The organism is Falsihalocynthiibacter sp. S25ZX9, assembly GCF_041205405.1.
Classification (GTDB): Bacteria; Pseudomonadota; Alphaproteobacteria; order Rhodobacterales; family Rhodobacteraceae; genus Falsihalocynthiibacter; species Falsihalocynthiibacter arcticus.
Window position 1 is genome coordinate 16,662 of the sequence record NZ_JBGFCD010000007.1, and the last position, 25,644, is coordinate 42,305.

Here is a 25,644-nt window from a genome sequence, read left to right on the forward strand (position 1 = left end):
AGGCAAAAAAAATGCCAGCCCGTTATGGGCCAGCACTGTGTTTTAAGCTTCCGCTTGTTCCGCGGCGGGATCACCTTGTTCTTTTGACCAATCGCGTGTCACACCAAGGCGCAACAGGATCGCGGAGGCCACGAAAATCGAGCTATATGTCCCGACTACAACGCCCCAAATCATCGCGAAAACAAACCCGCGGATCACGTCACCGCCCAAGATAAACAGGGCAATAAGCGCGATCAATGTGGTCACCGATGTCATCACGGTACGGCTCAGGGTTTCGTTGATTGACTGGTTCAAAACGTCCCGCAAGGGCCGTGTTTTATAGCGGCGCAAGTTCTCGCGCACGCGGTCAAACACAACCACTGTGTCGTTGAGAGAATACCCTACGATGGTCAAAAGGGCCGCAATAATCGCCAAATCAAACCGGATTTGCACAAGGCTAAACACCCCGATCGTCAGCACCACATCGTGGATAAGCGCCACAACCGCGCCAACCGAAAACTGCCATTCAAACCGCAGCCAGATGTAAAACAACACCGCCGCCATCGCCGCCACAATCGCAAGAACCGCCGTTTGCACCAACTCGCCCGAGACCTTCGGGCCTACCGAATTGACCTCTGGAAACGTCAGGGTGCTGTCGGTCGCCAGAAGCGCCTCTTTCACCGATGTGATCATGTCGATGGACACGCTTTCCGCGCCCTCTTGGGCTTGGATGCGAATTTGTGCCGCATTCAAATCGGCATTGGTGGGATCAAAGATTTCCGTGATCGAAACGTCGCCCAAATTGAGCGGCGTAAGGGCGTCCCGATAGGCGCCCACGTCCACCGAAATATCGGAATCCGTGCGGATGGTTGTGCCACCCTTAAAGTCGATTCCGAAGTTCAGACCCATGGTGAAGAACAAGATAACCGACACCACCACCGCGAGCGCCGAGGCGCCCAAAGTGATTTTGGTGGTCGAAAAGAAATCCCAATTGCTTTCCGAAGGAACAAGTTTCAAACGCATCTTTATACCTCGATCGTTTTGGGACGTGTACGTTCAAACCATATCACGATGATCAAACGGGTCACGAAAATGGCCGTAAAGACCGATGTGATAATGCCGATACCCAGCGTAATCGCGAAGCCTTTGACGGGGCCAGAGCCCATGGCAAACAGGATAAACGCCGTAATCAGCGTGGTGACGTTCGCGTCGATAATCGCACTCAGCGCTTTTTCATAGCCAAGTTCAATCGCCCGCACAGGGCCACGCGCCGCCTTGAGTTCTTCGCGAATCCGTTCAAAAACCAGCACGTTGGCATCAACCGCCATACCAATCGTCAACACGATCCCCGCAATCCCGGGAAGGGTCAGGGTCGCGCCAAATACGCTCAGAATACCGAAAATAAGCCCGACGTTGATGATCAGCGCGATATTGGCAAACAGGCCAAACATTCCATACGATAGCATCATAAAGATCAGCACACCCGCAAAGGCGATGATGCAAGCAATCCGCCCCGCATCAATACTGTCTTGGCCTAATTCTGGCCCAACGGTGCGTTCTTCGAGGAACGTCATCTTGGCTGGCAACGCCCCCGCCCGCAGCAAAATCGCCAGATGCGTGGTTTCGGCAATATCAAAGTTCCCCGTGATAATCCCCGATCCACCTGGAATGTGGCTTTGGATGGTCGGCGCCGAGATCACCTCGTTATCGAGGACAATCGCAAACGGCGAGCCGATGTTTTCCAACGTATAATCGCCAAATTTGCGCGACCCAGACCCGTTGAACGTAAAGCTAACGGCGGGACGGCCATTTTGGTCGAAACTTGGCTGCGCATTGGTCAGGTCTTCACCCGTCACAACGGCCGTTTTCTCAACAATGTAATAGACACCCTCTTCGTCAACCGACTTAAGGACTTCGTTGCGCGAATCCGTCCGTGCATCGGCGCTTGTTGCGCGCCCTGTCACAGGTTTGAATTCCAACTTCGCGGTCGAACCGATCAGTGTTTTCAACTCTTCCGCCGAACCAATTCCGGGCACCTGAATAAGGATACGATCCTCGCCAATGCTCTGAATTGTCGGCTCGCGCGTCCCTGCCGCATCCACACGGTTGCGCACGATTTCAAGCGATGTTGCCATGGTCCGCAAATCGGTTGCCACACGTTCGGCCTCCGACAGCTTCACAACAATAACGTCGCCCTCACCCGTCACTTCCAAATCGGTGTGGCCGATACTTGTAAGACTTACAACGGGTTGCGCCAATGTCCGCACAATCTCAATCGCGCGTTGCAATCCGGCGGGCGTGTTGATCTGAACGTGCAATTCGCCTTCGGGCGCGTCTTTTACCTGACGCACACCGCCAACGACATCGCTCTCAACCCGCAACGCATCCCGCACATCGGGCCACATGCCCTCCATCCGCGACGCATAAACTTCCGCGAGGTTCACTTGCGCCAGCAAATGCGCCCCGCCGCGAAGATCAAGCCCTAGATTGACCAGATTTGACGGCAGATAATCAGGCCAAAGCGCCGCTTCTGCCTGATTTTCGGGTGTATTAAACCCAGCCTCAATCGCCGCAACGGCGTCGTTGTGGCGCTCTACCCGTGGGTAAAACACATTGGGAAGCGCAAGGACCACACCAAGGGCAACGAGTCCCCAAATGGTAATCCGCTTCCATAAAGCGATACTCAGCATCTTTTCCGCCTGTTCTTAGACAATCGTATTAGGATATTGTTTTTGTTGATTATTTAGCTGGTTCTGTCTTGTTCAAAACCTGCGCGATCGTCGATTGAACCACGCGCACTTTTACGCCCTCGGCCAATTCAACTTCAACTTCATTGTTATCTTTAACCTTGGAAACCTTGCCGATCAAACCGCCCTGCGTGACCACTTGATCGCCACGGTGCAGCGCCGCAACCATCGCTTTGTGCTCTTTGAGCTTCTTTTGCTGGGGGCGGATCATCAGGAAATACATGATGGCGAAAATCGCGATGAGGGGCACAAATTGCAAGATAGCACTGGAAGAGCCACCAGCGGCTTGGGCATATGCAGGGGTCACGAACATTTGGTCGTCCTTTTCTTGGGTTTAGTGGTGCATTTGCACCGTATTGGCTGGCGGGCACCCTAAAGGCGCGTTTACAGAATCACAAGCTAAACACCCGACCCCACAGGACATATGCAGCCTGTTGTCCCAATGCCAGTGCAGCGCTAACACTATTGCAACTGAATTGAGGTCTTAATGCGTGATTCTGAGAACAACCCGAATATCCTTCAAGCCCTTTGGCTGCGCCTAAAACGCGCGGATTCGTCTCTCGCAGCCTATAAACCGGGCATATTTGTAAAAGTTGTGATGACTTTTTTAGTATGCTGGTATTTCTATCGGAACTCGCAATCAATTTGGAGCCCCAAACTGGAAAGCCTAGACCCAGACATTCGAAGACTGGGCTACGTTGAACTCTGTGTCTACACCGCCAGTCCTGTCCTATCTTGGCTAGTGTTGCGCCTCTTTGATCTGATCCCAAATCCCTTTGAACGATTTGCGAAATCCCGCAAAACCGCCGCGTCACAGAAACAGGCCCCACAAGCGGGTAACCCCGCCAAGGACAGTGACTGAATAAACGCCGTGAACCGCGCACAAAAACCAAAGGTTCCCAACCCAAATAAAACGCGCTAAAAGCCCTCAAGACCACCCCAATAAAGGACACACCCCATGCACGACATTCGCCAAATCCGCGAAAATCCCGCCGCTTTTGATGCCGCTATGGCACGTCGGGGCTTGTCGTCTTTGTCCTCCGAAATCCTCGCCGTTGATACCGCCCGCCGTGAGAAAATCATGGCCGCCGAAGAGGCCCTCGCGACCCGCAACAAGGCCAGCAAAGAAGTTGGCGCGGCCAAGGCCCGTGGCGACGATGCCGAATTTGAACGCCTCCGCGCGCTCGTGTCCGAGAAAAAGGCCGAAATCGCCACCCTCGAAGAAGAATCCAAGATTGAAGACGCCCGCCTGCGCGACATGTTGATGGTCATCCCCAATATCGTGGCCGACGATGTGCCCAATGGCGCGGACGAGAGCGAAAACCAAGAAATGCACACATGGGGCACCCTCCCCACCTATGATTTCACGCCCAAAGAACACTTCGAGTTGTCCGGCACCGCGGCCTCCCTCGATTTCGAAACCGCTGGCAAAATCTCGGGCGCGCGTTTCGTGATGCTCAAAGGTGCCGTCGCCCGCGTCCACCGCGCCCTTGCCCAATTCATGCTCGACACCCATGTCGATGAAAACGGCCTGACCGAAATCAACCCGCCCGTTTTGGTCCGCGACGAAGCCATGACAGGCACCGATAAATTGCCAAAATTCGGCGAGGACAGCTACCAGACAACCAACGGCTGGTGGCTCGTTCCAACCGCCGAAGTCCCCCTCACCTATAGCGTCGCCGAGGGCACCCTCGCCGCCGAAGACCTGCCCCGCCGCATGGTTGCCCACACGTTGTGTTTCCGCTCCGAAGCAGGTTCCGCTGGTCGCGACACGTCGGGCATGTTGCGCCAGCACCAGTTCGAAAAAGTCGAGATGGTCTCAATCATGCATCCCGACGAGTCTGATGCCGAACTTGAGCGCATGACAAAATGCGCCGAGGGCATCCTAGAAAAACTCGCGCTGCCCTATCGCACCGTCAAACTCTGCACCGGCGACATCGGATTTGGCGCAAAACGCACCTATGATATCGAAGTGTGGCTCCCCGGTCAAAACGCCTACCGCGAGATCAGTTCCTGCTCCACCACAGGCGATTTCCAAGCCCGCCGCATGAACGCCCGCTTCAAACCTGCGGACGGCGGCAAACCCGAATTCGTCCACACGCTCAACGGCTCCGGCCTCGCCGTCGGACGCTGCCTCATTGCGGTCCTAGAAAACGGCCAACAAGCCGACGGCTCCGTCACCCTCCCCGCCGTTTTGCACCCCTACCTCGGCGGCAAAACCCGCATCACCTCCGAGGGCGTTTTGGCCTAGGCCACTTCCCGCAAGACACGAAAAAGGGGCCCGTTGAGGCCCCTTTTTTTATTCCAGAATGTTTAAACTTTTTAAAAAGTGCCTCTCAGAGGTTTTAAACTTTTTAAAAAACGCCCTACCAAGTCTTCTTAGCGGTCGGTTTCCCAAGGTGCTTGCGCAAACGCGACGGCGTCGACTTCTTCTTATCCTTAAACGGATTCTGCGACGCCTGACTGCGCATATGCAACCTAATCGGAGTCCCCGGCATCTCAAAGTCGAGCCGTAACCCATTGACAAGATATCGAGAATAACTCTCAGGCAACTTCTCCGGCAAGCTACACATCACCACAAACCCCGGTGGGCGTGTTTTTACCTGTGTCATATAGCGTAATTTGATCCGACGACCCGACGGTGCGGGCGGCGGGTGCGCCTCAACCATCGCCATCAACCAGCGGTTCAAATGACTTGTCGTAATCCGTGTGTTCCAAACATCATGGGCCTTCATGATCGCTTCGTGCAGACGGTCCATGCCCTTGCCGGTTTTGGCCGAAATCGTTACCATCGGCACGCCGCGCAATTGCGGTAGGTGCAACTCAAGACTTTCGCGTAACTGCTTGAGTTTAGCTTGTTTATCCGGTTCCGTATCCCATTTATTAACCGCGATAACAACCGCGCGCCCCTCGCGTTCCACAAGGTCAGCAAGCTTCAGGTCTTGGGTCTCAAACGGGATTTCAACATCCAGCAAAACCACCACAACTTCGGCAAATTTAACGGCGCGAATGCCATCAGAAACCGAGAGTTTCTCAAGCTTTTCCTGCACCTTAGCCCGTTTGCGCATGCCTGCGGTATCAAACACGCGCACAGGTGTGCCTTCCCAAACAGTCTGCACCGAGATCGCATCGCGCGTGATCCCCGCCTCTGGACCAACAAGCATCCGCTCCTCGCCCAAGAGTTGGTTCACAAGGGTGGATTTCCCCGCATTGGGACGCCCACAAATCGCGATTTGCAGCGGCTGTTCTTTTGTGGGAACGCGGGGTCCTTCTTCTTCGTCATCGTCAGAGACGTCAACATCGACTTCTGGCTCGGCCGAATAGGTCTTGGCGGCAAGTTCCTCGGAAATCGGCAGCAACATCGAATACAAATCCGACATGCCTTCGCCGTGTTCACCAGATAGCCGAAGAGGCTCGCCAAGGCCCAAAGAATAGGCCTCAAGCACGCCCCCTTCGGCGGCGTTTCCCTCGGCCTTATTCGCGGCAACAATAACATGCGCGTTCTTTTTGCGCAGGATTTCGGCGAAAACACGGTCGGTTGAGGTCACGCCAACCCGCGCATCAATCACGAACAGACAGATGTCAGCCATACTGACGGCACGTTCAGTGAGCGCACGCATGCGCCCCTGAAGGCTCTCGTCGGTGGCTTCTTCAAGGCCCGCCGTATCAATGACGGTGAAATTCAAATCACCAAGCCGCGCGGCACCTTCGCGCAGGTCTCGTGTGACGCCCGGTTGGTCATCCACCAACGCAAGACGTTTACCGACCAAACGGTTAAACAAAGTGGATTTGCCCACATTCGGGCGGCCCACGATGGCAAGGGTAAAGCTCATTTTATGCTCCAATGCACGGATCAGGCGCGTCCGTAACATGATTTGCGCAGGAACGGAAAGCCCCTGCGTAAAGAATTCCTAAGATATCGGGGTGCCGCACCTAGCGATAGGCGCGCAAGGCCCCGTCGCTGGTGACGATATAGAGGGTTTTGTTGACGACGATTGGCGCTGTGGTTGCCCCTTCAGGCAGCGGGACCGTCGATAAAAGCTGGCCGTTTTGCGGATCAAAGGAGCGTAGCACGCCATCGCTCGACCCCACCCAAAGGCGTCCGCCCGCAAGGACAGGGCCGTAATGGGCATAGATTGTTTTGCGTTTCTTGATCTTTTCCTCGACAAAATAAGGCAGATCAACTTTCCACAAGGTTTCGCCCGTCGCCGCACTCAAACGCACGAGGGCGGATTGATCGTTGACCAGAAACACCGAGTTGCCCTCAGGCCAAACGGGACCATAAGCCCCCTCTTGCGCGGTCCAAACGACATCGCCGTTGGCGCGGTTGAATTTAATCGTGCGCCCAGAAGCATTCCCCGCATAGACCGTATTGCCAAGGATCACTGGCTCGCTGGTGATGTCAGTGATGCCCGCGTAGGCCGAGTCGACGCGACGGCCAGAAATCGTCGTGCTCCACAGACGGACGCCGCCTTGCGGGAAGGTGGCGATCATTTCGCCCGTGCTGAACGGAAAAATCGCGACATCATTAGTTGCCGCTGGGGCCGCGCCGCCAATGATGCCGGAATCGCTTGGCGCGTTGGCCAATTGCCATTTAACGCGCCCGTCGCTCAGATTGACCGCCCAAGCCACATTGTTGCGCGATATGGCATAGACCAAGCCGTTATAGATTGTCGGAGGGCTTGCGATATTTGCATCCACCCGTTGCGCCCAGACTTCGCCACCGGTTTTCACATCCAGTGCCACCATCTCGCCAAATCCCGTCGTGGCGACCAAGATGTCACCCGAAATTGCCAGACCGCCGCCCGAAACATCCTCTGGCGAATCTGTGATCGGCGTGAGGTTGCGCTTCCAAAGGAGCGCGCCGCTGGTGTTATGCGCCATGACCAGTGATTGGCTGTCCATGGTGAAAATACGGCCGTCTTTGGCGACGGGGGTGGTTGAGATCCGGTACTTGCGACTGTCACCCTCGCCGATATCCACACTCCAAAGGGGGCGGATGGTTTGGGCCAAGGCGGGGTGGTCAATGTGGTGTTGTGGGGACCCGTTGGAATGGGTCCACGCGCTGTTGGTCACGGGGCGACGTGCGGAAAAGCTGGGCGCTGGCGGAAGCGTGACTTCGGCGCGGGTTTCGACAACCATTGCCGTCGCAGGCTCTTGGGCACCAAAAGGCGCGCGCAAACCAATCCGCTCGCCCGGAAGAATAACTTCATCCTTGGCACAGGCCGCCAACAAAGCTACCACAGCAAGCCCCGCAAAAAGATGCGCGGCCTTTTTGAGTCCGAACCGTGAGGGCGCGAAAACAGAAGTTGTTTTGGCGGACTCGAGTGCAAATTTCGGTAGCACTGGGTTCATGTTAAGCTCCACTCAAATTCCTCGTCCCTAGTTCACGGCGCAAATAGGCCATTCTCAAGCGGTGACGCGTTTTCTCTAGCCTGTCGCCGTTTTCACGCCCAGAACCAATTTCCATTGCTCCACACGTTGACGCAAACTCGACGTCAGTTCGGCATCTTGAGAAATGGCGTTCAAACGCGCGATCGCCGCGTCCTTGTCATCCATTTCGACCTCAATAAGGGCCACTTGCTCTTCGGCCAACAGGCGGAACGCGCTGCCTGGAACGATGAGAGCCTCAAAAGCCGATTTGCGATCCGCAGCAGGAACGCCCGCACCCAAAAGCAATGCCGCCTTGAAACCTGCAAGGTCCCGATAGACCTCCGCAGACTCGGGGCTCGCTTTGATGACATCAAGGGCTGCAATGGCGGCATCTGAGCCTTCACTGCCCAAAGATTCTTCACCACTTTGCAAAAACGCAAGAATGACGTTGGCCTGTGGGGAAGGCGCTTGGATGACCGCAAGTTCGGTGACTCGGGCTGCGGATTCATTGTTGAGCATCGCGGTAATCACTTCATCGCCAAAGCTCTCGGCTGACGCTTGGGCTGAGGCGCGTCTCGCCTCATTAACGGCGGTTCCCCCAACTAAAAGCAAAACGAGCGCACCTGCGACCCACCCGTATTTACGCATATATCCAAAGAGTCGATCCTGACGGACCTCTTCGCTTACCTCGTCAATAAAACTGTCTGTATCGCTCACGTCGTTCTCCTGCCCGTCTGCCCACCCGTCTGTGCGGGGGCATTTCGTCTTCCCGAATGCGTCCGGTATGCCCCCTCATACCCCGAAGCGGAACGCCTTGCCAAGACCCGCCGCGTCGCTCTTTATAAATGCACGGGCTTGGGTGGGAATATCTGGGCGTTTAGATGCAACATTTTCCCCCAGCAATCATTTCTTCATCACTTGCAATCATTGTGCCGCATAAATAAACTAAACCGAACAGTTCAGGTAAAATGACGTTAGATTTCAGTTGTAATCTAACCAAAACCACTTATGTGAACGTGATTAACACCTGTCCGACGGGCAGCCATAGTATGTTTGTAAGAGGGTTCCATGCGTCCATTACCCGTGATTTCTGCCATTTTGGTAAGTTTATTTTTATTTTTGCTCGTATTTGAGCGCGACAGGCTCTTGGGATTTGCCTTTAAAGATGACACCCCCGTCGTTGTAGAAGAAACGGTTGAGGCAGGCGACCAACCCACCTCCGTGGCCCAAATCGAAGCCTCAGACGAAGTCACAAACACGCAAAACGCTAGCCCGATGGTCTCTGTCGTCGCGTTGCGCTCTGTTGCCCAGCCTGTTGAAAATGCGGTCTTACTGCGTGGCCAAACCGAAGCGGCCCGCAAAGTTGAAATCCGCTCCGAAGTCACTGGATTGATTATCTCCGAACCCCTGCGCAAGGGTGGCTATATCGAAAAAGGCCAGCTTTTGTGCGAAGTCGAGATTGGCACCCGCGCCTCTGTCCTCGCGGATGCCGAGGGTAATCTTGAGCGCGCAAATGCCGCCGTCCCTGAAGCCAATGCGCGCCTCGCCGAGGCCAATGCACGCCTTTCTGAAGCAAAAATTAACGACACCGCGGCCAAACGCCTCTCGGAAGGCGGATTTGCCTCCGATACACGGGTGGCCTCCAGCGCCGCCGCGTATGAAAGCGCGCTCGCGGGTGTTCAGGGCGCAAAAGCCTCCGTTTCCGCCGCCGAATCTGGCATCAAATCGGCCGTAGCCCGTGTGGTTGCCGCCGAGCGGGATATCGAACGTCTGCGCATTTTGGCCCCCTTCTCGGGCATGTTGGAAACAGACACCGCCGAGCTTGGCACCCTGATGCAACCGGGCGCTCTGTGTACAACGGTCGTATTGCTTGATCCGATTAAGCTGGTCGGGTTTGTTCCGGAAACCGATGTGGAACGCATCAAAGTTGGGGCCATGTCCGGCGCACGTTTGGCCTCGGGTGTGGACGCCGTTGGCCGCGTGTCGTTCCTGTCGCGCACCGCCGATAGCGCGACCCGCACCTTCCGCGTGGAGGTGATCGTGCCGAACGCAGATCTCGCCATCCGCGACGGCCAAACGGTGGAGATCGTGGTATCCTCCGCGGGGTCGGACGCGCATTTATTGCCCGCTTCGTCCTTGACCCTGAATGACGAAGGTGCCCTTGGGGTTCGGGTTGTCGAAGACCAAAACGTGGTGAAATTTTTGGAAGTGTCCGTTTTACGCGATAGCGTCGATGGGATTTGGGTCTTGGACCTTCCCCAAGAAGTGAGCGTGATTACGTCAGGCCAAGAATATGTTATTGATGGTGTGACCGTCGCGGTGACCTATAGGGAGCCAAGCTGATGACTGGTTTAGTCGATTGGGCCGCCGAACGCGCCCGCATGGTGGTTGCCTTTATCGCGATTTCCCTGATCGCGGGGGCTGCGGCGTATATGAACCTGCCCAAGGAGGGCGAGCCGGATATTGAAATTCCGGCTCTTTTTGTTTCTGTCCCCTTCCCCGGAATTTCCGCCGAAGACAGCGAAGCCCTGTTGGTCAAACCAATGGAAAACGAACTGTCTGATCTGGATGGCCTCAAGACCATGACCGCCACCGCCTCTGAGGGCTATGGCGGCGTGGCGCTGGAGTTTGAATTCGGCTGGGACAAGACCAAAATTATCGCCGATGTGCGCGACAAGATGAACACCGTTGAGGGGAATTTCCCCGCTGGGGCCGATAAATACTCCATCACCGAGATCAACTTTTCCGAATTTCCGATCATCATTGTAAATCTATCTGGCGATTTACCAGAGCGCACCTTGGTGCGTGTTGGCAAGCAGCTTCAGGATAAAATCGAAGCCCTTGAACCGGTCTTGGAAGCGGCCCTCGCAGGGCATCGCGACGAGATGGTCGAAGTGACCATCGACCCATTGCGCCTTGAGGCCTATAACGTGACCGCGCCCGAATTAATCAACGTTGTGGTCAACAACAACCAATTGATCGCAGCGGGCGAAATCGAAACGCCTAATGGGGCGTTTTCCGTGAAAATCCCCTCAAGCTTCAACGATGCCAAAGACATTTTCGACCTGCCCGTCAAAACCAACGGTGACCGTGTTGTGACTCTTGGCGACCTCGCGGATATCCGTCTGACGTTTGAAGATCGCACCGGAACCGCCCGCTTTAATGGCGAAACAACGGTCGCGTTACAGGTGGTGAAGCGCAAAGGTTACAACATTATCGACACCGCCGCACAGGTGCGTGCGGCCGTTGAAGAGGCCCGCGCCGAGTGGCCCGAACAGTTGCAAGCCGCCGTCCATGTCGGCGCGAGCAACGACCAATCGCGCACTGTGGGCTCAATGGTGAGCCAGCTTGAAGGCTCGGTTCTCACGGCGATTGCGCTGGTGATGATCGTGGTGCTTGCGTCGCTTGGCACGCGCTCCGCCCTTCTGGTGGGCTTCTCTATTCCCACGTCGTTCCTGTTGTGTTTCGTGCTTTTGGGCGCGATGGGGATCACCATTTCCAACATCGTGATGTTTGGTTTGATCCTCGCCGTGGGGATGCTGGTGGATGGCGCGATTGTGGTGGTGGAATACGCCGACCGACGTATCAAAGAGGGCGTCGGCCCGATGCACGCCTTTACCGAGGCCGCCAAACGCATGTTCTGGCCCATCGTCAGTTCCACCGCGACCACGCTCTGTGCCTTCCTGCCCATGCTGTTTTGGCCCGGCGTTCCCGGCCAATTCATGGGCATGCTGCCCGTCACTTTGATCTTTGTGCTTTCCGCCTCGCTTGTGGTCGCGCTCATCTACCTGCCTGTCTTGGGCGGCGTGTTTGGCCGTGGCTCGCGGATCATTGAACACGTCTCGGCGTGGCTGATCACCAAACTCCCGTGGTTCGTGCGCGCGGCGTTCGTACCTTTCGCGCTCTACGGGTTGTTCTTGGGCATGATGCAGATGCTCAACCCCGGATACCTGTTTGGCGGCACTGCCCCAACCGAGGGCGTGATGGCCATCCTTCCAGGGGCTGTGCTCTTTATGATCTCGGCCTTTGCCAGCTCGGCGTTCCTCGGAGCTGCGGCCCTGCCCAAACGCGAGAAGAAAGTGCGCGCAGGCGTGCGTCGCTCGCCCTTTGGCCTGTTCATCAAATTCATCGTGGGCAACCCGATCATGCCTTTGGTCTCGATCGCCGCCGTGATTTTCGTGGTGATGACCACCTTCCAATACTTTGGCGAAAACAACAAAGGCGTCGAGTTTTTTGTTGAAAGCGAACCCGAACAGGCGATTATTTACGTACGCCAACGCGGAAACCTGTCACTTGAGGAAAAAGACGCCGCCCTGCGCGAGGCCGAAGAGGTTATTATCAATGAAACCGGTGTGCAAAGCACCTTTGCCTTCGCGGGTGACGGCGGCCTGACCCAAAACGACGGTGGCGCGGGTGCACCGCGCGACGCCATCGGTCAGGTTCAAATCGAATTGATCCCATGGGAAGATCGCCCCACCGTCAAAGTGCCATGGTTTTGGGGCATCGAACGCAACGCCGTAGACCCTGAATATGATGGCAATAAGGTGCTGGAGCGCCTCGAAGTCAAACTCGCTCAAATTCCGGGTATCAAAGCCGAAATCCTGAACTTGTCGCGCGGTCCGGGCTCTGGAAAACCTGTGCATCTGCGCCTGAAATCCGACAATTGGGAATCGCTTCTTGTTGCAACAGAAATCGCACGCGCGAAGTTTGAAGACACGGCGGGTCTGGCCGATATTGACGACACGCTCCCCCTTCCGGGGATTGATTGGCAGATCGACGTGGATGTCCAAAAAGCCGGCCGTTATGGCGCGGATGTGGCCACCGTTGGCGGCATGGTTCAGCTGGTCACGCGCGGTATTCTGCTCGACACCATGCGGGTCGATACCAGCGACGAGGAAATCGAAATTCGGGTGCGTTTACCCGAAGCGGACCGCGTTCTTTCGACCTTGGATAGCCTGCGTATTCGCACCTCCGAAGGCCTTGTCCCGCTGTCGAATTTCACCACCCGTAAGCCCGTGGCAAAGCTGGCACAGATCGACCGGATTGATCAGCAACGGTATTTCGATGTGAAAGCGGCGGTTGATTCAAACCTCGTTAAACTGGTCCCTCAGGACACCTCGCAAGAGGGCATGGAAACCGTCGTGATAAGCGAGGACCAACTTGAATTGACGCGTTCAAACGGGACCACCTATCAGTCGCAGATTGACGCGGGTGATTACAAATCAATCCCCGTAAACCCCACCGAGCGCATCGAAACCCTCACGGAATGGCTCGACGCTGACGGCAATTTGCCCGAGGGGGTTGCATGGGAATGGACGGGCGATCAAGAAGAGCAAGCGGAGTCCGGCGCCTTCCTGATGAAAGCTTTCGCAGGCGCTTTGGCCTTGATGTTTGTGATCCTACTGGCGCAATTCAACAGCTTCTATAACTCCATTTTGGTGCTCATCGCGGTGGTTCTTTCGACCACGGGCGTGCTCATCGGGATGCTGGTGATGGGACAAGCGTTCTCGATTATTATGACCGGAACGGGGATCGTGGCCTTGGCGGGAATCGTGGTGAACAACAACATTGTGTTGATCGACACCTATCAGGAATACGCGCGCTACATGCCGCGCATTGAAGCGATTATCCGCACGGCGCAGAACCGTATCCGCCCAGTGTTGCTGACCACAATCACCACGATGGCGGGCCTTGCGCCGATGATGTTTGGCCTGTCGCTCGACTTCATCAACGGTGGCTATTCCGTCAACAGCCCCACTGCCCTTTGGTGGAACCAACTGGCGACCGCCGTGGTCTTTGGCCTTGGGATTGCAACCGTTCTGACGCTTGTGTTCACCCCGTCCATGCTCGCCATTCGGGTGTGGTTCTGGACCTATGTAAGCTGGCTCGCGCGCCTGTTTGCGATGCTGTCGATGGGGCGCAGCAGCAAGGCAGCACAGGATTGGGCCCTCCAATCCGCCGCCCGTAAAATCCACGCTCCCGAACTGGACTGGACCCGCCTGACCTTGCCACAAGGCGACGGCTTTGAAGAGGAACCCGCCGAGGATATCGACCTCAGCGAACTTGAGAGCGTCCTTGAGAAAACCGGCAAAGCGCCGGACCCAAAGCAGGATTGCCTACGCGAAGCGGATGTCGGTGCGGCAAGCAATGACGGCGAACTCCAGAACGGGATCGCCAAAAAAGATGGCCCCCCGTTAAAAGCTGCCGAGTAGTGTAAAACGCAAAAGGCCGGAGATTATCTCCGGTCTTTTTTATCTGCGAGACTTGAGGTCTCTTCCTTAGGCATTCCACAATAGACGGGTTCGGGTCACGTAAAAACGGTGCTCTTAGGCCACGTCTTCTTCTGTTTGCTGGCGATACCACATCGAGGCATAACGTTGGTTACGCACGAGTAATTCATCGTGCGACCCTTGCTCGATAACCTCGCCCGCCTCCAACACAACAATCCGATCCGCATCCACAACAGTCGAGAGACGGTGGGCAATCGTAATCACCGTCCGCCCCCGCCCCATGGCCGCGAGGCTGTCCTGAATGTCGCGCTCTGTTTCGCTGTCTAGCGCACTGGTGGCCTCGTCAAGCAACAGGATCGGTGGATTTTTGAGCAGGGTCCGCGCAATGCCGACCCGCTGCTTTTCACCGCCCGAAAGCTTCAAACCGCGCTCGCCAACGGGGGTGTTATACCCATCGGGAAGCGACGTGATGAAGTCGTGGATTTTCGCACCGCGTGCGGCCTCAAAGACCTCTTCCTCACTGGCATCCGCACGCCCATAGGCAATGTTGTAATAGATGCTGTCGTTGAACAATACGGTGTCTTGTGGCACGACGCCAATCTGGGCGTGCAGGCTCTCTTGGGTCACATCGCGAAGATCTTGACCATCAATGCGCACCCCGCCGTCGCTCACATCATAGAACCGAAACAACAGACGTCCAATGGTGGATTTTCCGCTCCCTGAGGGGCCAACAATCGCTACGGTTTCCCCCGCCCCAATCGTCAGGCTCACGCCCTTCAAAATCGGCCGCTCGGCGTCATAGCCAAACTTCACACTGTCCAAAACAACTTCGCCGCCGTTGATCTTGAGGTCGGGCGCATTTGGCTTGTCGACCACCTCTGCGGGTTGCCCCAAAAGATCGAACATATCGCCCATATCCACCAAGGCTTGGCGGATTTCGCGATAGACCGATCCAAGGAAATTGAGCGGCATGGTGATTTGGATCATATAGGCATTCACCATCACAAAATCGCCAACCGTCAGCGCGCCACTTTGCACGCCCATGGCCGCCATCACCATCACAACCACAAGGCCAGCAGTGATAAAAAGCGACTGGCCAAAGTTCAGAAACGCGAGGGAATAGTTGGTTTTGAGCGCGGCAACTTGATAGAGCGCCATGGACTCGTCATAGCGCGCAGCTTCGCGCTTCTCTGCGCCAAAATACTTCACCGTCTCAAAATTGAGGAGGCTGTCGATGGCCTTTTGGTTGGCCTCGGTGTCTTGTTTATTCATCTCTTGGCGGGCGCGCACGCGCCATTCGGTCACCGCGAATGTGAACCAGACATACAGGGTAATCGTCACAACAACGGCAGCTAAATACCAGACATCAAACACAAAAAATAGAATGATGGCGACCATCAACAACTCTAGGATCAAGGGCCCGATCGAAAACAAAAGGAAGCGCAGGAGGAAATCAACGCCCTTTACGCCGCGCTCGATAATCCGCGAGAGGCCGCCGGTTTTGCGCGCGATATGATAGCGCATCGAGAGTTGGTGAATATGGGTGAACGTCTCAAGCGCGAGAGCGCGCAACGCTCCTTGGCCAACCTTGGCAAAGATGACATCGCGCAATTGGTTCATCCCGACTGTCATCACGCGTGTCATGCCGTAAGCGATGGTCAATCCGACCGCGCCCATGCCCAACATCCACGCCGCAGACTGCCCTTCGCCCGCGAGGTTGTCCACCGCTTCTTTGTACAAAACCGGCGCGAGAACGGCAACGAACTTAGATAGAATGAGCATGGTCATGGCCGCGACCACACGACGTTTCACCCAGAGCTTATCCTTGGGCCAAACATAGGGGGTGACGCGGCGGATCACATTCCACGCTCCGCCCTTTGGGCCGCCTTTTAGGGCGGCATCTGTGGGGGTCAATCGGCGCATGGCTTCCTCCGGCTAGCTGAACTTCGCAAAGTAGACAGACGCGCGGTGGATGGCCAGAGGGGAGCCGTCAGAAACCTAGTTTTCTTTTGATGCTGGAACCGTAAAAACCTGCCCGGGATAGATGAGGTCAGGATTGCGAATGGCGTCCTTGTTTGCCTCAAAGACCCGCACATAAAGTACCCCGTCGCCGTAGCTTGCCTTCGCGATCCCCCAAAGGGTATTGCCCGGTTGCACAGTGACCGCCTTGACGGTGGCCGCTCCGTTTTCGGGGGCAGAGGGCGCGGTTTGGGCCAGAAGTTCCGGCGCCTCGCGCTTGAACGGTGTCTCAACGCGCGCACTGACTTTTCCCGCCGTGTCGACCTGATCCGCGCGCAAAGTGTAAAGCCCCGCGCTGATCTGTTCCAAGTCAAATGACCACGCACCATCAGAAGCAATCTCGCCTTCACCGACGGATTTGTTGTCGAGATAAAGGCGCACGAATTCGCCCGCCTTGCCGCGCCCTGTGACCTGAACGTCGCCCGTGGTCGCATAGGTGATGGCGTCAATCGCAATGTTTTTGATGGCGGAGGCCCCGCTTGTTTGCAGCACTTTCACGCCCTCCTCCGTCGCCAAAAGGATCGCAGGAGCTTGGGCGACAGGCTCCGCCACGGCTTCGGCAGGCGTTTGAGAAGCGGTCTGCGTGTTCAACTCCTGTGTCTCAATCGTTTGAGAAACCGCCTCTTCTATTCCAGCAGCCTCGATTGCGGTCGGCGCGGAATCAGGAACAACAGAGGTTTGGGCTGTGTCGACTTGCGCGACACCTTCAAGTGCCGCCTCTGCGACATCCTCCTCAGGGACTGCCGGTGTCGCCGCAGCCTGCGCTGAGGACAAAGGAACCTGTGCGTCCTCGATCTGTACTTTTGCAACCTCAACGGACTCGGCGGGCACAACCAATTGTGTGCTTTGCGTCGTGCCATCTGTAGTGCTCAAATTCGTCGTTTCCTGCGAAGGGTCTACGGCCACTTGCGCGTTTTGCGGTTCCTTTTCTGGCAACGCCGCTGGCGTTTGTGTGGCCTCTGCAACAACCACAGGTGCCTCGGGCGGCGCAAGGATCACCGTATCAACTGACGCCACAGTCGAACCGCCGCTTCCTTGAAGGAGGGACACGACTTTGGCCGCCGATGTGAGGTTGATGGTGAAAAGGCTGACGAAATTACCCGCGCCATCTGCTTGTGCGCGCGCAACTTCTTCTCCGTCGATCAGAATGGCTATTTCTTGCCCCGCAACGCCGCGCCCCGCCACAAGCGCATTGCCGTCGGCATCAACTCGCACCACATCAAACGTCGGCGGCACGAGGCCTTGGTCGGCGAGTGGCTCGGGATCGGCGGGCGCGATTTCCACCAAGTCGGTCTCTACCTGCGCAGGTTCAGGCTGCTCTGATACTTGTTGCTCTGGCACTTGGGCCTTGGTTTGAGTTTGTGGCTCAGTCTCAGGCGCAACCATATCCGTTTCGGAGACAGTTTCGATTGCATTATTAACCGGTGCCGCGACCTGCGCGGGGGCGATCACGGCTGACTCTTTGATCTCTGTCTCTACAGGGTGTTGCGTTTGCGCGTAATAGGCCAAATAACCGACCATCGCGACAATCAATGCCGCCCCTCCGCCCAAAACTACGCCTGTCGCGCCCGTTAATCCTGATTTGCCCTGAACAGCCATGTATTCCATTCCCCAATGGTCTTGCACCCGTCCCATGAACAAGCGATTGTGCAGGCGCAGCGCCCACATTGACGCTCAAGAAACCCTAACCAAAGGCCGTTGTCCATGACTTCCACTTTTTCTGCATCAATTTGTGTCTATTGTGGCTCGCGAAACGGGGTAAATCCCGCATATACAGAGGCGGCAAAACAAACGGGCCAGATGATCGCCGAGGAAAACTGGCGCTTGGTTTATGGCGCGGGGGATATCGGATTGATGGGGGCCGTGGCCAACGCCGCACAATCCGCAGGCGCTCAAACCTTTGGCGTTATTCCGACCCATTTGATGAAACATGAAGTCGGCAAGCGCGACCTCACCAATTTCATCATCACCGAAAACATGCACGAGCGCAAAAAGGTGATGTATATGAACGCCGATGCCGTGGTGGTGATGCCCGGTGGTGCGGGGTCAATGGATGAGTTTTTCGAGGTCTTGACGTGGCGCCAGTTGGGTCTGCACAGCAAGCCCATTTACCTCTTGTCGGTCGACGGATACTGGGCGCCACTTATGACCCTCATAGATCACATTATCGACCAAGGATTTGCCGACGCCTCATTGCGCGATTTCGTTCACGTTGTCGAAACCGTCGCCGCATTGCGCAGCGCTTTACGCGACGACCTTTCCTCAGAGAAGCTCACGACGGAATAAAGCGCCAAAGCGATCCAAATGACGGGGAAGGCGATCAAATGCGCGGGCGTCATGATCTCGCCAAACAGAAAAACTGCCACCAAAAACTGAAGCGTTGGATTCACATAGGTCAACAACCCCAAAGTCGCCAAGGACACGCGTTTGCTAGCATAGGACAGAAGCAGCAGCGGCACCGCCGTCAAGACGCCAGAAAAGATCAACAACAGGCTGTCCTGCCAGTTTTTGCCAAACACACCGGGGGTTTGCGTGCCAATCGCCTGCCAACCCTGCGTATGCGCGCCCCAAAGCCAGATCACGCCAAGAGGCAGAAGAATGAGCACCTCTAAGGTCACCGAAACCACGGGGCCGGCATCTAGCTGCTTCTTGATCAGACCATAAACCGCGAAGGTGCTGGACAATACCAGCGAGATCCAAGGCGGTGCCTCAAGCGCGTAAGTCAGCCCCATGACGGCCATCGCAGCCAGCGCCACAGCGGCCCATTTGAGCGGCCCCAAACGCTCTCCCAACACAAAGGCCCCCAGCAAAACAGCAAACAGAGGGAAGATAAAATAGCCCAGCGAACTTTCAACCGCGCGCCCCGATTGAACCGCATAGATAAACAAAAACCAATTAATTGAAATCAGCAAGGAAGCCGCCGTAATCCACAGCATTTTGCGATGATCCCGCAAGATCGGCCACAAGGTCGACAACCGCCCCTGCACCGCCAGAATACCAAGCAAGAACGCAAGCGACCACAGGCTGCGGTGGCTCAAAACTTCCAAGGGTGCCACGTGATCTATCGCTTTATAATAAATCGACGAAAAGCCCCAGACAACACAGGCCAAGAGCATCGCAAGACTTCCCTTAATATGCTCGGGCATGGGGGATCACCTTAAATTTATTGGGGTAACCCGTGTCAAAAACGCACGCGTATCGACGTCAGCGTTTCACAGCAGCCCCGTGACGTAAAGGAAAATTCCCTTGTGGTAAAACGAAAAAACCCGCCAGAATTACTCCTAGCGGGTTTTCAAAAATTATAGGACCAAGCTTAGCCCAGACGGGATGCAACGTTTTCCCAGTTCACGAGCTTCTCAAGGAAGTTCGAGAGGTAAACTGGGCGTTTGTTGCGGAAATCGATGTAATAGGAATGCTCCCATACGTCGCAACCCAAAAGCGCTGTTTGACCAAAGCAAAGCGGGTTCACACCGTTTTCTGTTTTGGTGACTTTGAGGCCCCCATCAGCAGCTTTTACCAACCAGCACCAGCCAGAACCGAATTGACCAGCACCAGCGGCTGCAAATTCAGTTTTAAATTCGTCGACCGAGCCAAAGTTCTCAACCAAAGCTTTTTCAAGCTCGGAGGGCATAGCAGACGTGCCGGGAGACATCATTTCCCAGAATTGGTTGTGATTCCAAAGCTGGCTGATGTTGTTGAAGATGCCGTTTTGGGCAACCGATTTGGCGTTGTAAGTGCCTGTGATGATGTCTTCGAGGCTCTTGCCATCCCATTCGGTGCCCGCAATCGCCGCGTTGCCATTGGTGACATAAGCGTTGTGGTGCAGGTCGTGGTGGAATTGGAGCGTCTCGGCGGACATGCCGTTGTCGGCAAGGGCGTCGTGGGCATATGGAAGATCGGGAAGCGTAAAAGCCATGGTGAACCTCATGTTTTGAGCGCAAATTGGCGCATGTTCGCGGATATTGTCCCCTGATGAATGGCCCCGTCAATGGGGGGAGGTCAAGGGTGTTTTGTAGGTTTCGTGTCCAAATTCGAAATTTTCATACCTCGGTCAGACACCTTTCATAAAACAAGTTCCCTGTGCAAGACCTTGTTTTTTTCCAATTAAAACGTACAGGACCCTTTGCCAGTAGCAGTACGTCCAATCCCCATCGCCTTCGCGGTCATGCTTAGCTGGTTGTCTTTCTTTTCATAGTTCAGACGGTATTCAATCGTGGCGTTTTGGAGCGACGTGTCTTTAATTCTTTGCTCCCAAACAAAGGTCGTTCGTGTGGAATTGTCACTTTTAACCCGACCGATTGCAATTCCGGAACCATATTTTAGAATGAGTTGATCGGAAACCATTGCCAGCTCTGATCCGTCTTCATATTCAATCTCAATGCTGTCCGCGATCCACCCTTTTGACGAGCCTGCATTCGAGATGTTGCATTTCAGAATTAGTGCGGAAGCCGGTGCGACGCCCCCAACAATAAGAGCCAGAGTGGCGGCGGCAAAAGTCAAAGGTTTCACAAAACTTCTCCATAATTTTCAAATACTACGCGTCTCAAGCCTAGGGGTTGAGAGGTTGATGGACAACAGCATTCCCTAAATGGGACGAAATTTCCTCAATAAAGCACAATAAAATGGAGTCCGATCCGCATAGAAACCGTTAATCGCAGTAGCCATCGGCCCCGCCCGATGACGCGTTAGACAGCGTGTCAAACGCGTCTTGCGCCACGCTTCGGAACAAAACTATGCGGATCCCAGTATAGGAGCGCGTTTTAGCTCACCGTTGGCGTACAGATACCTTTGCCAGTCACGTCGCCGCGATATCCTAAAGGGTTTACTGTCAACCGCAGACCGTGGTTCTTCTTTAGAAACGTCAATCGGTATTGCATTGTGGCGTGTTGGCGCTTGGAATCCGTAACCTTAACTTCCCAAACAAAAGTCGTCCGCTTTGCATTATCGGTTTCAACCTTCCCCACCGCTGATTCAGAACCATAATTGGAAATCACACGATCAAAAACTAGAACATCTTTTTTGCCTTCCTCATAGGCAATTACGATCTTGTCCGAAATCCAACCTCGTGACGCGCCAGCATTTGAGACTTTGCACATGAGCAGGTTGGCAGCGGAAGCGGGTGCTGTGATCCCGAGGGTTAAAGTCGCTGCAACCACTGCGAAAAACGAAAATTTCAAATGACTTCTTCAAATTGAAAAAACAATATCCAACATGGGTAGCGTGATAATCGTATTATCGCAAGGCGTGTGGAGGCTTGTGTCTTGTGGTCATAACCATTTGTAAACAAACATATTATGATACCTCATTCGGCCCGCCCCAACCCACAAGGATCACGCTCCTTTCAAGAATAGAACTTGACCGGCCCGCCACTACTGGCGTTAGAAAGGACATCGAACGCGTATATCGCAACGCTGCGAAAGACAACGATGGTCATCTCCTCATGGCGTGCGGAGGAATCCCCCGACATCCAAAACGCCGCCGGAATTTGCGCCAGACGGCTGCGACGGATTTCCCCTTTGGCAAAGTTGTCATCCGAGAGATCAACAGGGGAAAGTTTGGCCAAAACATCGCGAGCATCGGGGCCGGAAACCGTAAACACCGCCCGCGCGTCGGAGACATTTTCTACCAGCGCATGGGTGCCCGCTAAGGCTTTGTCCAACGCAACCGATGCCTCAACGGCCTTAGTATAGGGCAGCAAAATAAGCAGTTCGTCGGGCGACATCCATGCCACCCCTGCGCCTTTTGAAATCGACACGCGCCGGGGTTTTGGAATTGCCACTTGCGTCAAGGCCTTGACTGCGGCCTTGACCACTTTGCTCGACAAATCTGCCCGCACCGTCAACATGCCCTGGAGACCCATTTCGCGCACAGTTACACAGCCAGAGGACGTTGCCCCCTCAAGGGCACTCACGGCGATTTCAATTGCTTCAGACATCTTGCTTGGCCCCTTCTTTGTCATAGAAAACCGGATCAACGACCCGCGCGGCGATGGTTTCGCGGCCCAGATTGCCAACCTCGACAACGTCCCCAATTCGCGCCAGTCCGCCCTCGATTAGGCCCATCGCGATCCCAAACCCAAGGTTGGGTGAATGATAGGTGGAGGTAATCCGTCCCTGCATCACATGCTGGTTATTTTCGTTTTTACCCGTGCCCAGAACATAGGCGCTTTCGGGCAGCATTGATCCGTCCAGGGATTGGAAACCCACCAATTTCCAGCGATTTTCACGCTGCATATCTTTGCGGCTATGGGCGCGTTTTCCGATAAAATCGAGTTTCTTCTTGGAAACCGCCCACCCCAGATTGAGGTCTTGCGGGATTACGGTTCCATCGCTTTCGTCACCCACGATAATAAAACCTTTCTCGGCGCGCAAAATATGCAGCGCTTCGGTGCCATAAGGCATCAGGCCAAACTCCTGCCCCGCATCGTGCAAGGCTTGCCAAAACGCCAAACCCTGACTGGCAGGAACGGCGATTTCATAGCTCAATTCGCCCGAGAAACTGATGCGGAACACCCGCACGTCAAATCCCGCGAGCGTGCCCTGTGCCCAAGACATAAACGGCAGCGTTTCCTTGGAAACATCCATACCGCCAAGTTTTTCCAACAGAAGCCGCGCCTTGGGACCCACCACAGCGATTTGCGCAAATTGTTCGGTGATATTGGCCGTATAGACCTTCATGTCCCACCATTCACATTGCAACCAATCCTCGAAATGCACGTGGATAGATTCTGCGCCGCCGGTTGTTGTGTGACAGAGGAACGTCTCCTCATCTATGCGGGCAACAACACCATCATCGATCAGGAATCCATTGTCGTTACACATCAACCCATAGCGGCATTTGCCGGGTTTGAGCGTCGACATCATATTGGTGTACATGAGGTCAAGGAATGCCGCAGCATCGGGGCCCTTAACGATAAGTTTGCCCAAGGTACTGGCATCCAAAAGACCGATGTTATCACGCGCGTTTTTGGTTTCGCGCATGACGGCCTGATCGGAGGTTTCTCCCGCCTGCTCATAGGCATAGACGCGACGCCACGCGCCGACGGGTTCCCATGTTGCGCCGTGGTCTTGGTGCCAATCGTGCATCGGCGTACGGCGCAAAGGTTGGAACAAATCGGCGCGCGCTTCGCCGGTGATTGCGCCCATGGAGATCGGTGTATAGGGCGGACGGAAGGTGGTCGTGCCAACGGAGGGTATCTCTTGACCCATCGCTTGAGAAAGAACCGCCAGTCCGTTGATATTACTCAACTTACCTTGATCAGTCGCCATACCTAAAGTGGTGTAGCGCTTGGTGTGTTCAACGCTTTCATAACCCTCGCGGGCGGCCAGTTGCACGTCCGAAACTTTGACGTCATTCTGGAAGTCCAACCATGATTTTGCGCGCATATCTGCGGTAGCTTTGGCGGGAATAATCCACATGGCTTTGGGCAGTGCAGTCGCGATTTCTGCGCCGGTAGGAGCCGTCGCGTCGGAGGGGGTAAACCCCGCCTCCTTGGCGGCGCGTTTGCCTGCGGCATCCGCATCGGCAAGCAGCGCCCCTGTCGCGAGAGGCCCAGAGGCCGTGCCCGCCGTAAGCACGAAACCCGTGCCATCCGCGCCAAGCGGAGGGCGGTTTGGATCGGGAGCGAAGTGAATTTGCGCGTCATCCCAGAGCAGTTTTCCGCCGCAATGGGACCAAAGGTGGACAACGGGAGACCAGCCGCCGGACATGGCCACGCCGTCGCATTCGAGGAGTTCGGTTTGGCTCCCGTCACTGTCGATGGCGCAGATTTTAAGGCCCGTCACCACTTTGTGACCCATGGTTTTGGCAATGCCTGTGGCGAATTTGACGTTAATCCCGAGTGCACGTGCCTGATCGATTAGATCCCCCGCTGGGGCGTCCCGCACATCCAAAATTGCGGCAACCTTCAGCCCCGCTTTGCGCCATGCGATGGCCGTGCGATAGGCGTCGTCATTGTTGGTGATTACGGCTGGATTTTGCGCCGGAGCGACTCCGAAATTGACCAAATAGTCGCGCATTGCCCCTGCGAGCATGACGCCAGGAATGTCGTTGCCCGCGAAGCTGAGGGGGCGTTCCAAAGCCCCTGTGGCCGTCACAATCCGCGCGGCGCGGATGCGCCATAGGCGGTGGCGGGGGGCGGCGGATGCGGTGACGTGGTCGGTTAGACGCTCGTAGCCCAAAGCATAGCCGTGGTCATAAACGCCAGAACCTTGGGTGCGGGTGCGCAATGTCACATTTTCGAGTGCATTCAATTCTTTAAGGGCCGAAGTTATCCAGCTTTGAGCATCCATACCGTCGATAACGTCGCCGTCCACGGGCGCGCGACCACCCCAATTGTCGGTTTGCTCCAACAGCAGAACTTTGGCACCCGTGCGTCCTGCGGCGAGGGCCGCTTGCAGGCCTGCGATGCCACCACCGACGACCAAAACATCGGTGAAGGCATAGAAATGTTCATAGCGATCCGCATCACGGTCTTTGGGAGCCGGACCCAGCCCCGCAGATTTGCGGATGATCGGCTCAAACACGTGCTTCCATGCGGGCCGTGGCGAGATGAAGGTCTTGTAGTAAAAGCCAGCGGGAAGGAAGCGCGCGATACTGTTGTTGATCTCACCCACGTCAAAATTCAGGCTGGGCCAGTGGTTTTGCGACGTGGCCACGAGGCCGTCGAACAATTCCGTGGTGGTGGCGCGTTGGTTGGGCTCGACATGTCCGCCCTGCCCCAAATTGACCAGCGCGTTAGGCTCTTCGCCGCCCGAAGCCACGGGGCCGCGCGGACGGTGGTATTTAAAGCTGCGTCCCATGAGCAAGTGGCCGTTGGCAAGCAAAGCCGAGGCGAGTGTGTCGCCTGCATAGCCCGTGAGCGTTTGGCCATTAAAGGTGAATTTCAGCAGTTTGCTTGTGTCAATCAGACGAGCGTCTGTGGTTTGGCGCGTGCTCATGCGGCACCTCCGGCGGGTGTTGCGATGGCGGCATCGAGCGTCCAATTGGGGTGGCGGGCGCGGATTTTGGCGATAATTTCGTCAGGCGGGCCAAAGGTTTGTGCCGGATAGGTGCCATAGACTTCGAGGGTCATCGTATCACGGGCGGCATGGAACCATTTGGTACAGCCGTTGCTATGCCGCCAGCGTTCAAAATGCACGCCACGCGGGTTGGCGCGATGGAAAAGATAGGCCTCAAACGCGGCATCATCGCTGTCTGGGAGCGCGCGCGAAAGATGCGCCGCACCGCCCGCCGCGAGTTCGGTTTCGTCCGCTTGGACACCACAATAAGGGCATTTGAAGGTCAGCATGGGCGGT

20 protein-coding genes are annotated in these 25,644 nt (G+C 55.6%); 5 read left to right on the forward strand and 15 right to left on the reverse strand.

Annotation, left to right across the window (positions count from 1 at the left end; translation table 11 throughout):
- Positions 1–42: 42 nt before the first annotated feature.
- Genes secF through yajC form a run of 3 tightly spaced genes read right to left on the reverse strand, consistent with a single transcriptional unit; the run spans position 43 to position 3,039 of the window.
- Positions 43–1,002, reverse strand: coding sequence for a protein translocase subunit SecF (gene secF / locus AB9F29_RS09455; protein ID WP_369755454.1), 960 nt, complete (start codon positions 1,000–1,002; stop codon positions 43–45).
- A 2-nt stretch (positions 1,003–1,004) separates the two neighbouring features.
- Positions 1,005–2,669, reverse strand: a complete 1,665-nt coding sequence (secD, locus tag AB9F29_RS09460; protein ID WP_369755455.1) for a protein translocase subunit SecD — start codon at positions 2,667–2,669, stop codon at positions 1,005–1,007.
- A 49-nt stretch (positions 2,670–2,718) separates the two neighbouring features.
- Positions 2,719–3,039 carry a preprotein translocase subunit YajC gene (yajC, locus tag AB9F29_RS09465; RefSeq protein WP_052274717.1) on the reverse strand — a complete coding sequence of 107 codons (321 nt, stop codon included), beginning with the start codon at positions 3,037–3,039 and terminating at the stop codon, positions 2,719–2,721.
- 174 nt (positions 3,040–3,213) lie between these two features.
- On the opposite strand from yajC, the gene AB9F29_RS09470 reads away from it, so the two are divergent.
- Together AB9F29_RS09470 and serS are read left to right on the forward strand one after the other, a co-directional pair.
- On the forward strand, positions 3,214–3,588 hold the full coding sequence (locus tag AB9F29_RS09470; RefSeq protein WP_369755456.1) for a hypothetical protein: 375 nt from the start codon (positions 3,214–3,216) through the stop codon (positions 3,586–3,588).
- Between the two features lie 96 nt (positions 3,589–3,684).
- Positions 3,685–4,977 (forward strand): serine--tRNA ligase, encoded by a 1,293-nt coding sequence (gene serS / locus AB9F29_RS09475; RefSeq protein WP_369755457.1) that lies wholly within the window; start codon positions 3,685–3,687, stop codon positions 4,975–4,977.
- Between the two features lie 115 nt (positions 4,978–5,092).
- Here serS and der read toward each other — a convergent pair whose 3' ends face one another.
- The 3 genes from der to AB9F29_RS09490 all read right to left on the reverse strand — a co-directional run bounded on the left by der (position 5,093) and on the right by AB9F29_RS09490 (position 8,816).
- Entirely contained in the window at positions 5,093–6,559 is a 1,467-nt protein-coding gene (gene der / locus AB9F29_RS09480; protein ID WP_335584827.1) for a ribosome biogenesis GTPase Der, read from the reverse strand.
- A 100-nt stretch (positions 6,560–6,659) separates the two neighbouring features.
- A complete protein-coding gene (locus AB9F29_RS09485) occupies positions 6,660–8,081 on the reverse strand; it encodes a PQQ-binding-like beta-propeller repeat protein (protein ID WP_369755459.1) in 1,422 nt (473 codons plus the stop codon).
- A 75-nt stretch (positions 8,082–8,156) separates the two neighbouring features.
- Positions 8,157–8,816, reverse strand: coding sequence for a hypothetical protein (locus tag AB9F29_RS09490; RefSeq protein ID WP_369755460.1), 660 nt, complete (start codon positions 8,814–8,816; stop codon positions 8,157–8,159).
- A gap of 351 nt (positions 8,817–9,167) precedes the next feature.
- Here AB9F29_RS09490 and AB9F29_RS09495 point away from each other — a divergent pair, with 351 nt between their 5' ends.
- On the forward strand, positions 9,168–10,442 hold the full coding sequence (locus tag AB9F29_RS09495) for an efflux RND transporter periplasmic adaptor subunit (protein ID WP_369755461.1): 1,275 nt from the start codon (positions 9,168–9,170) through the stop codon (positions 10,440–10,442).
- Positions 10,442–14,311, forward strand: coding sequence for an efflux RND transporter permease subunit (locus tag AB9F29_RS09500; protein ID WP_369755462.1), 3,870 nt, complete (start codon positions 10,442–10,444; stop codon positions 14,309–14,311). The genes AB9F29_RS09495 and AB9F29_RS09500 overlap by 1 nt, the downstream gene beginning before the upstream one ends.
- 114 nt (positions 14,312–14,425) lie before the next feature.
- Here the strand turns inward: AB9F29_RS09500 and AB9F29_RS09505 are convergent, their stop codons facing one another.
- Positions 14,426–16,252: an ABC transporter ATP-binding protein/permease gene (locus AB9F29_RS09505; protein WP_369755463.1), complete on the reverse strand. Its 1,827-nt coding sequence runs from the start codon at positions 16,250–16,252 to the stop codon at positions 14,426–14,428.
- A gap of 75 nt (positions 16,253–16,327) precedes the next feature.
- Positions 16,328–18,016: a LysM peptidoglycan-binding domain-containing protein gene (locus AB9F29_RS09510; RefSeq protein ID WP_369755464.1), complete on the reverse strand. Its 1,689-nt coding sequence runs from the start codon at positions 18,014–18,016 to the stop codon at positions 16,328–16,330.
- A 36-nt stretch (positions 18,017–18,052) separates the two neighbouring features.
- Here AB9F29_RS09510 and AB9F29_RS09515 point away from each other — a divergent pair, with 36 nt between their 5' ends.
- Complete coding sequence (locus AB9F29_RS09515; protein ID WP_369755465.1) at positions 18,053–18,634, forward strand: TIGR00730 family Rossman fold protein; 582 nt, start codon at positions 18,053–18,055, stop codon at positions 18,632–18,634.
- Here AB9F29_RS09515 and rarD read toward each other — a convergent pair.
- From rarD to AB9F29_RS09550, 7 genes are all read right to left on the reverse strand, one after another.
- On the reverse strand, positions 18,556–19,494 hold the full coding sequence (gene rarD / locus AB9F29_RS09520; protein WP_369755466.1) for an EamA family transporter RarD: 939 nt from the start codon (positions 19,492–19,494) through the stop codon (positions 18,556–18,558). The genes AB9F29_RS09515 and rarD overlap by 79 nt on opposite strands.
- Positions 19,495–19,661: 167 nt before the next feature.
- Entirely contained in the window at positions 19,662–20,264 is a 603-nt protein-coding gene (locus AB9F29_RS09525) for a superoxide dismutase (RefSeq protein WP_369755467.1), read from the reverse strand.
- A 188-nt stretch (positions 20,265–20,452) separates the two neighbouring features.
- Positions 20,453–20,857, reverse strand: coding sequence for a hypothetical protein (locus tag AB9F29_RS09530; protein ID WP_369755468.1), 405 nt, complete (start codon positions 20,855–20,857; stop codon positions 20,453–20,455).
- 251 nt (positions 20,858–21,108) lie between these two features.
- The gene (locus AB9F29_RS09535; protein ID WP_369755469.1) at positions 21,109–21,525 is read right to left on the reverse strand and encodes a hypothetical protein; all 417 of its coding nucleotides are present in this window, start codon (positions 21,523–21,525) and stop codon (positions 21,109–21,111) included.
- A gap of 164 nt (positions 21,526–21,689) precedes the next feature.
- On the reverse strand, positions 21,690–22,283 hold the full coding sequence (locus AB9F29_RS09540) for a sarcosine oxidase subunit gamma (protein WP_369755470.1): 594 nt from the start codon (positions 22,281–22,283) through the stop codon (positions 21,690–21,692).
- Entirely contained in the window at positions 22,276–25,287 is a 3,012-nt protein-coding gene (locus AB9F29_RS09545) for a sarcosine oxidase subunit alpha family protein (RefSeq protein ID WP_369755471.1), read from the reverse strand. The genes AB9F29_RS09540 and AB9F29_RS09545 overlap by 8 nt, the downstream gene beginning before the upstream one ends.
- On the reverse strand, positions 25,284–25,637 hold the full coding sequence (locus AB9F29_RS09550) for a sarcosine oxidase subunit delta (RefSeq protein WP_039001253.1): 354 nt from the start codon (positions 25,635–25,637) through the stop codon (positions 25,284–25,286). Before AB9F29_RS09550 ends, AB9F29_RS09545 begins: the two co-directional genes overlap by 4 nt.
- Positions 25,638–25,644 lie beyond the last annotated feature (7 nt).

Excerpts from the sequence above, each read along its gene's own strand:
- secF (WP_369755454.1), bottom strand. The coding sequence starts at position 1,002 with ATGCGTTTGAAACTTGTTCCTTCGGAAAGCAATTGGGATTTCTTTTCG.
- secD (WP_369755455.1), bottom strand. The coding sequence starts at position 2,669 with ATGCTGAGTATCGCTTTATGGAAGCGGATTACCATTTGGGGACTCGTT.
- yajC (WP_052274717.1), bottom strand. The coding sequence starts at position 3,039 with ATGTTCGTGACCCCTGCATATGCCCAAGCCGCTGGTGGCTCTTCCAGT.
- AB9F29_RS09470 (WP_369755456.1), top strand. The coding sequence starts at position 3,214 with ATGCGTGATTCTGAGAACAACCCGAATATCCTTCAAGCCCTTTGGCTG.
- serS (WP_369755457.1), top strand. The coding sequence starts at position 3,685 with ATGCACGACATTCGCCAAATCCGCGAAAATCCCGCCGCTTTTGATGCC.
- der (WP_335584827.1), bottom strand. The coding sequence starts at position 6,559 with ATGAGCTTTACCCTTGCCATCGTGGGCCGCCCGAATGTGGGCAAATCC.
- AB9F29_RS09485 (WP_369755459.1), bottom strand. The coding sequence starts at position 8,081 with ATGAACCCAGTGCTACCGAAATTTGCACTCGAGTCCGCCAAAACAACT.
- AB9F29_RS09495 (WP_369755461.1), top strand. The coding sequence starts at position 9,168 with ATGCGTCCATTACCCGTGATTTCTGCCATTTTGGTAAGTTTATTTTTA.
- AB9F29_RS09500 (WP_369755462.1), top strand. The coding sequence starts at position 10,442 with ATGACTGGTTTAGTCGATTGGGCCGCCGAACGCGCCCGCATGGTGGTT.
- AB9F29_RS09505 (WP_369755463.1), bottom strand. The coding sequence starts at position 16,252 with ATGCGCCGATTGACCCCCACAGATGCCGCCCTAAAAGGCGGCCCAAAG.
- AB9F29_RS09510 (WP_369755464.1), bottom strand. The coding sequence starts at position 18,016 with ATGTGGGCGCTGCGCCTGCACAATCGCTTGTTCATGGGACGGGTGCAA.
- AB9F29_RS09515 (WP_369755465.1), top strand. The coding sequence starts at position 18,053 with ATGACTTCCACTTTTTCTGCATCAATTTGTGTCTATTGTGGCTCGCGA.
- rarD (WP_369755466.1), bottom strand. The coding sequence starts at position 19,494 with ATGCCCGAGCATATTAAGGGAAGTCTTGCGATGCTCTTGGCCTGTGTT.
- AB9F29_RS09525 (WP_369755467.1), bottom strand. The coding sequence starts at position 20,264 with ATGGCTTTTACGCTTCCCGATCTTCCATATGCCCACGACGCCCTTGCC.
- AB9F29_RS09540 (WP_369755470.1), bottom strand. The coding sequence starts at position 22,283 with ATGTCTGAAGCAATTGAAATCGCCGTGAGTGCCCTTGAGGGGGCAACG.
- AB9F29_RS09545 (WP_369755471.1), bottom strand. The coding sequence starts at position 25,287 with ATGAGCACGCGCCAAACCACAGACGCTCGTCTGATTGACACAAGCAAA.
- AB9F29_RS09550 (WP_039001253.1), bottom strand. The coding sequence starts at position 25,637 with ATGCTGACCTTCAAATGCCCTTATTGTGGTGTCCAAGCGGACGAAACC.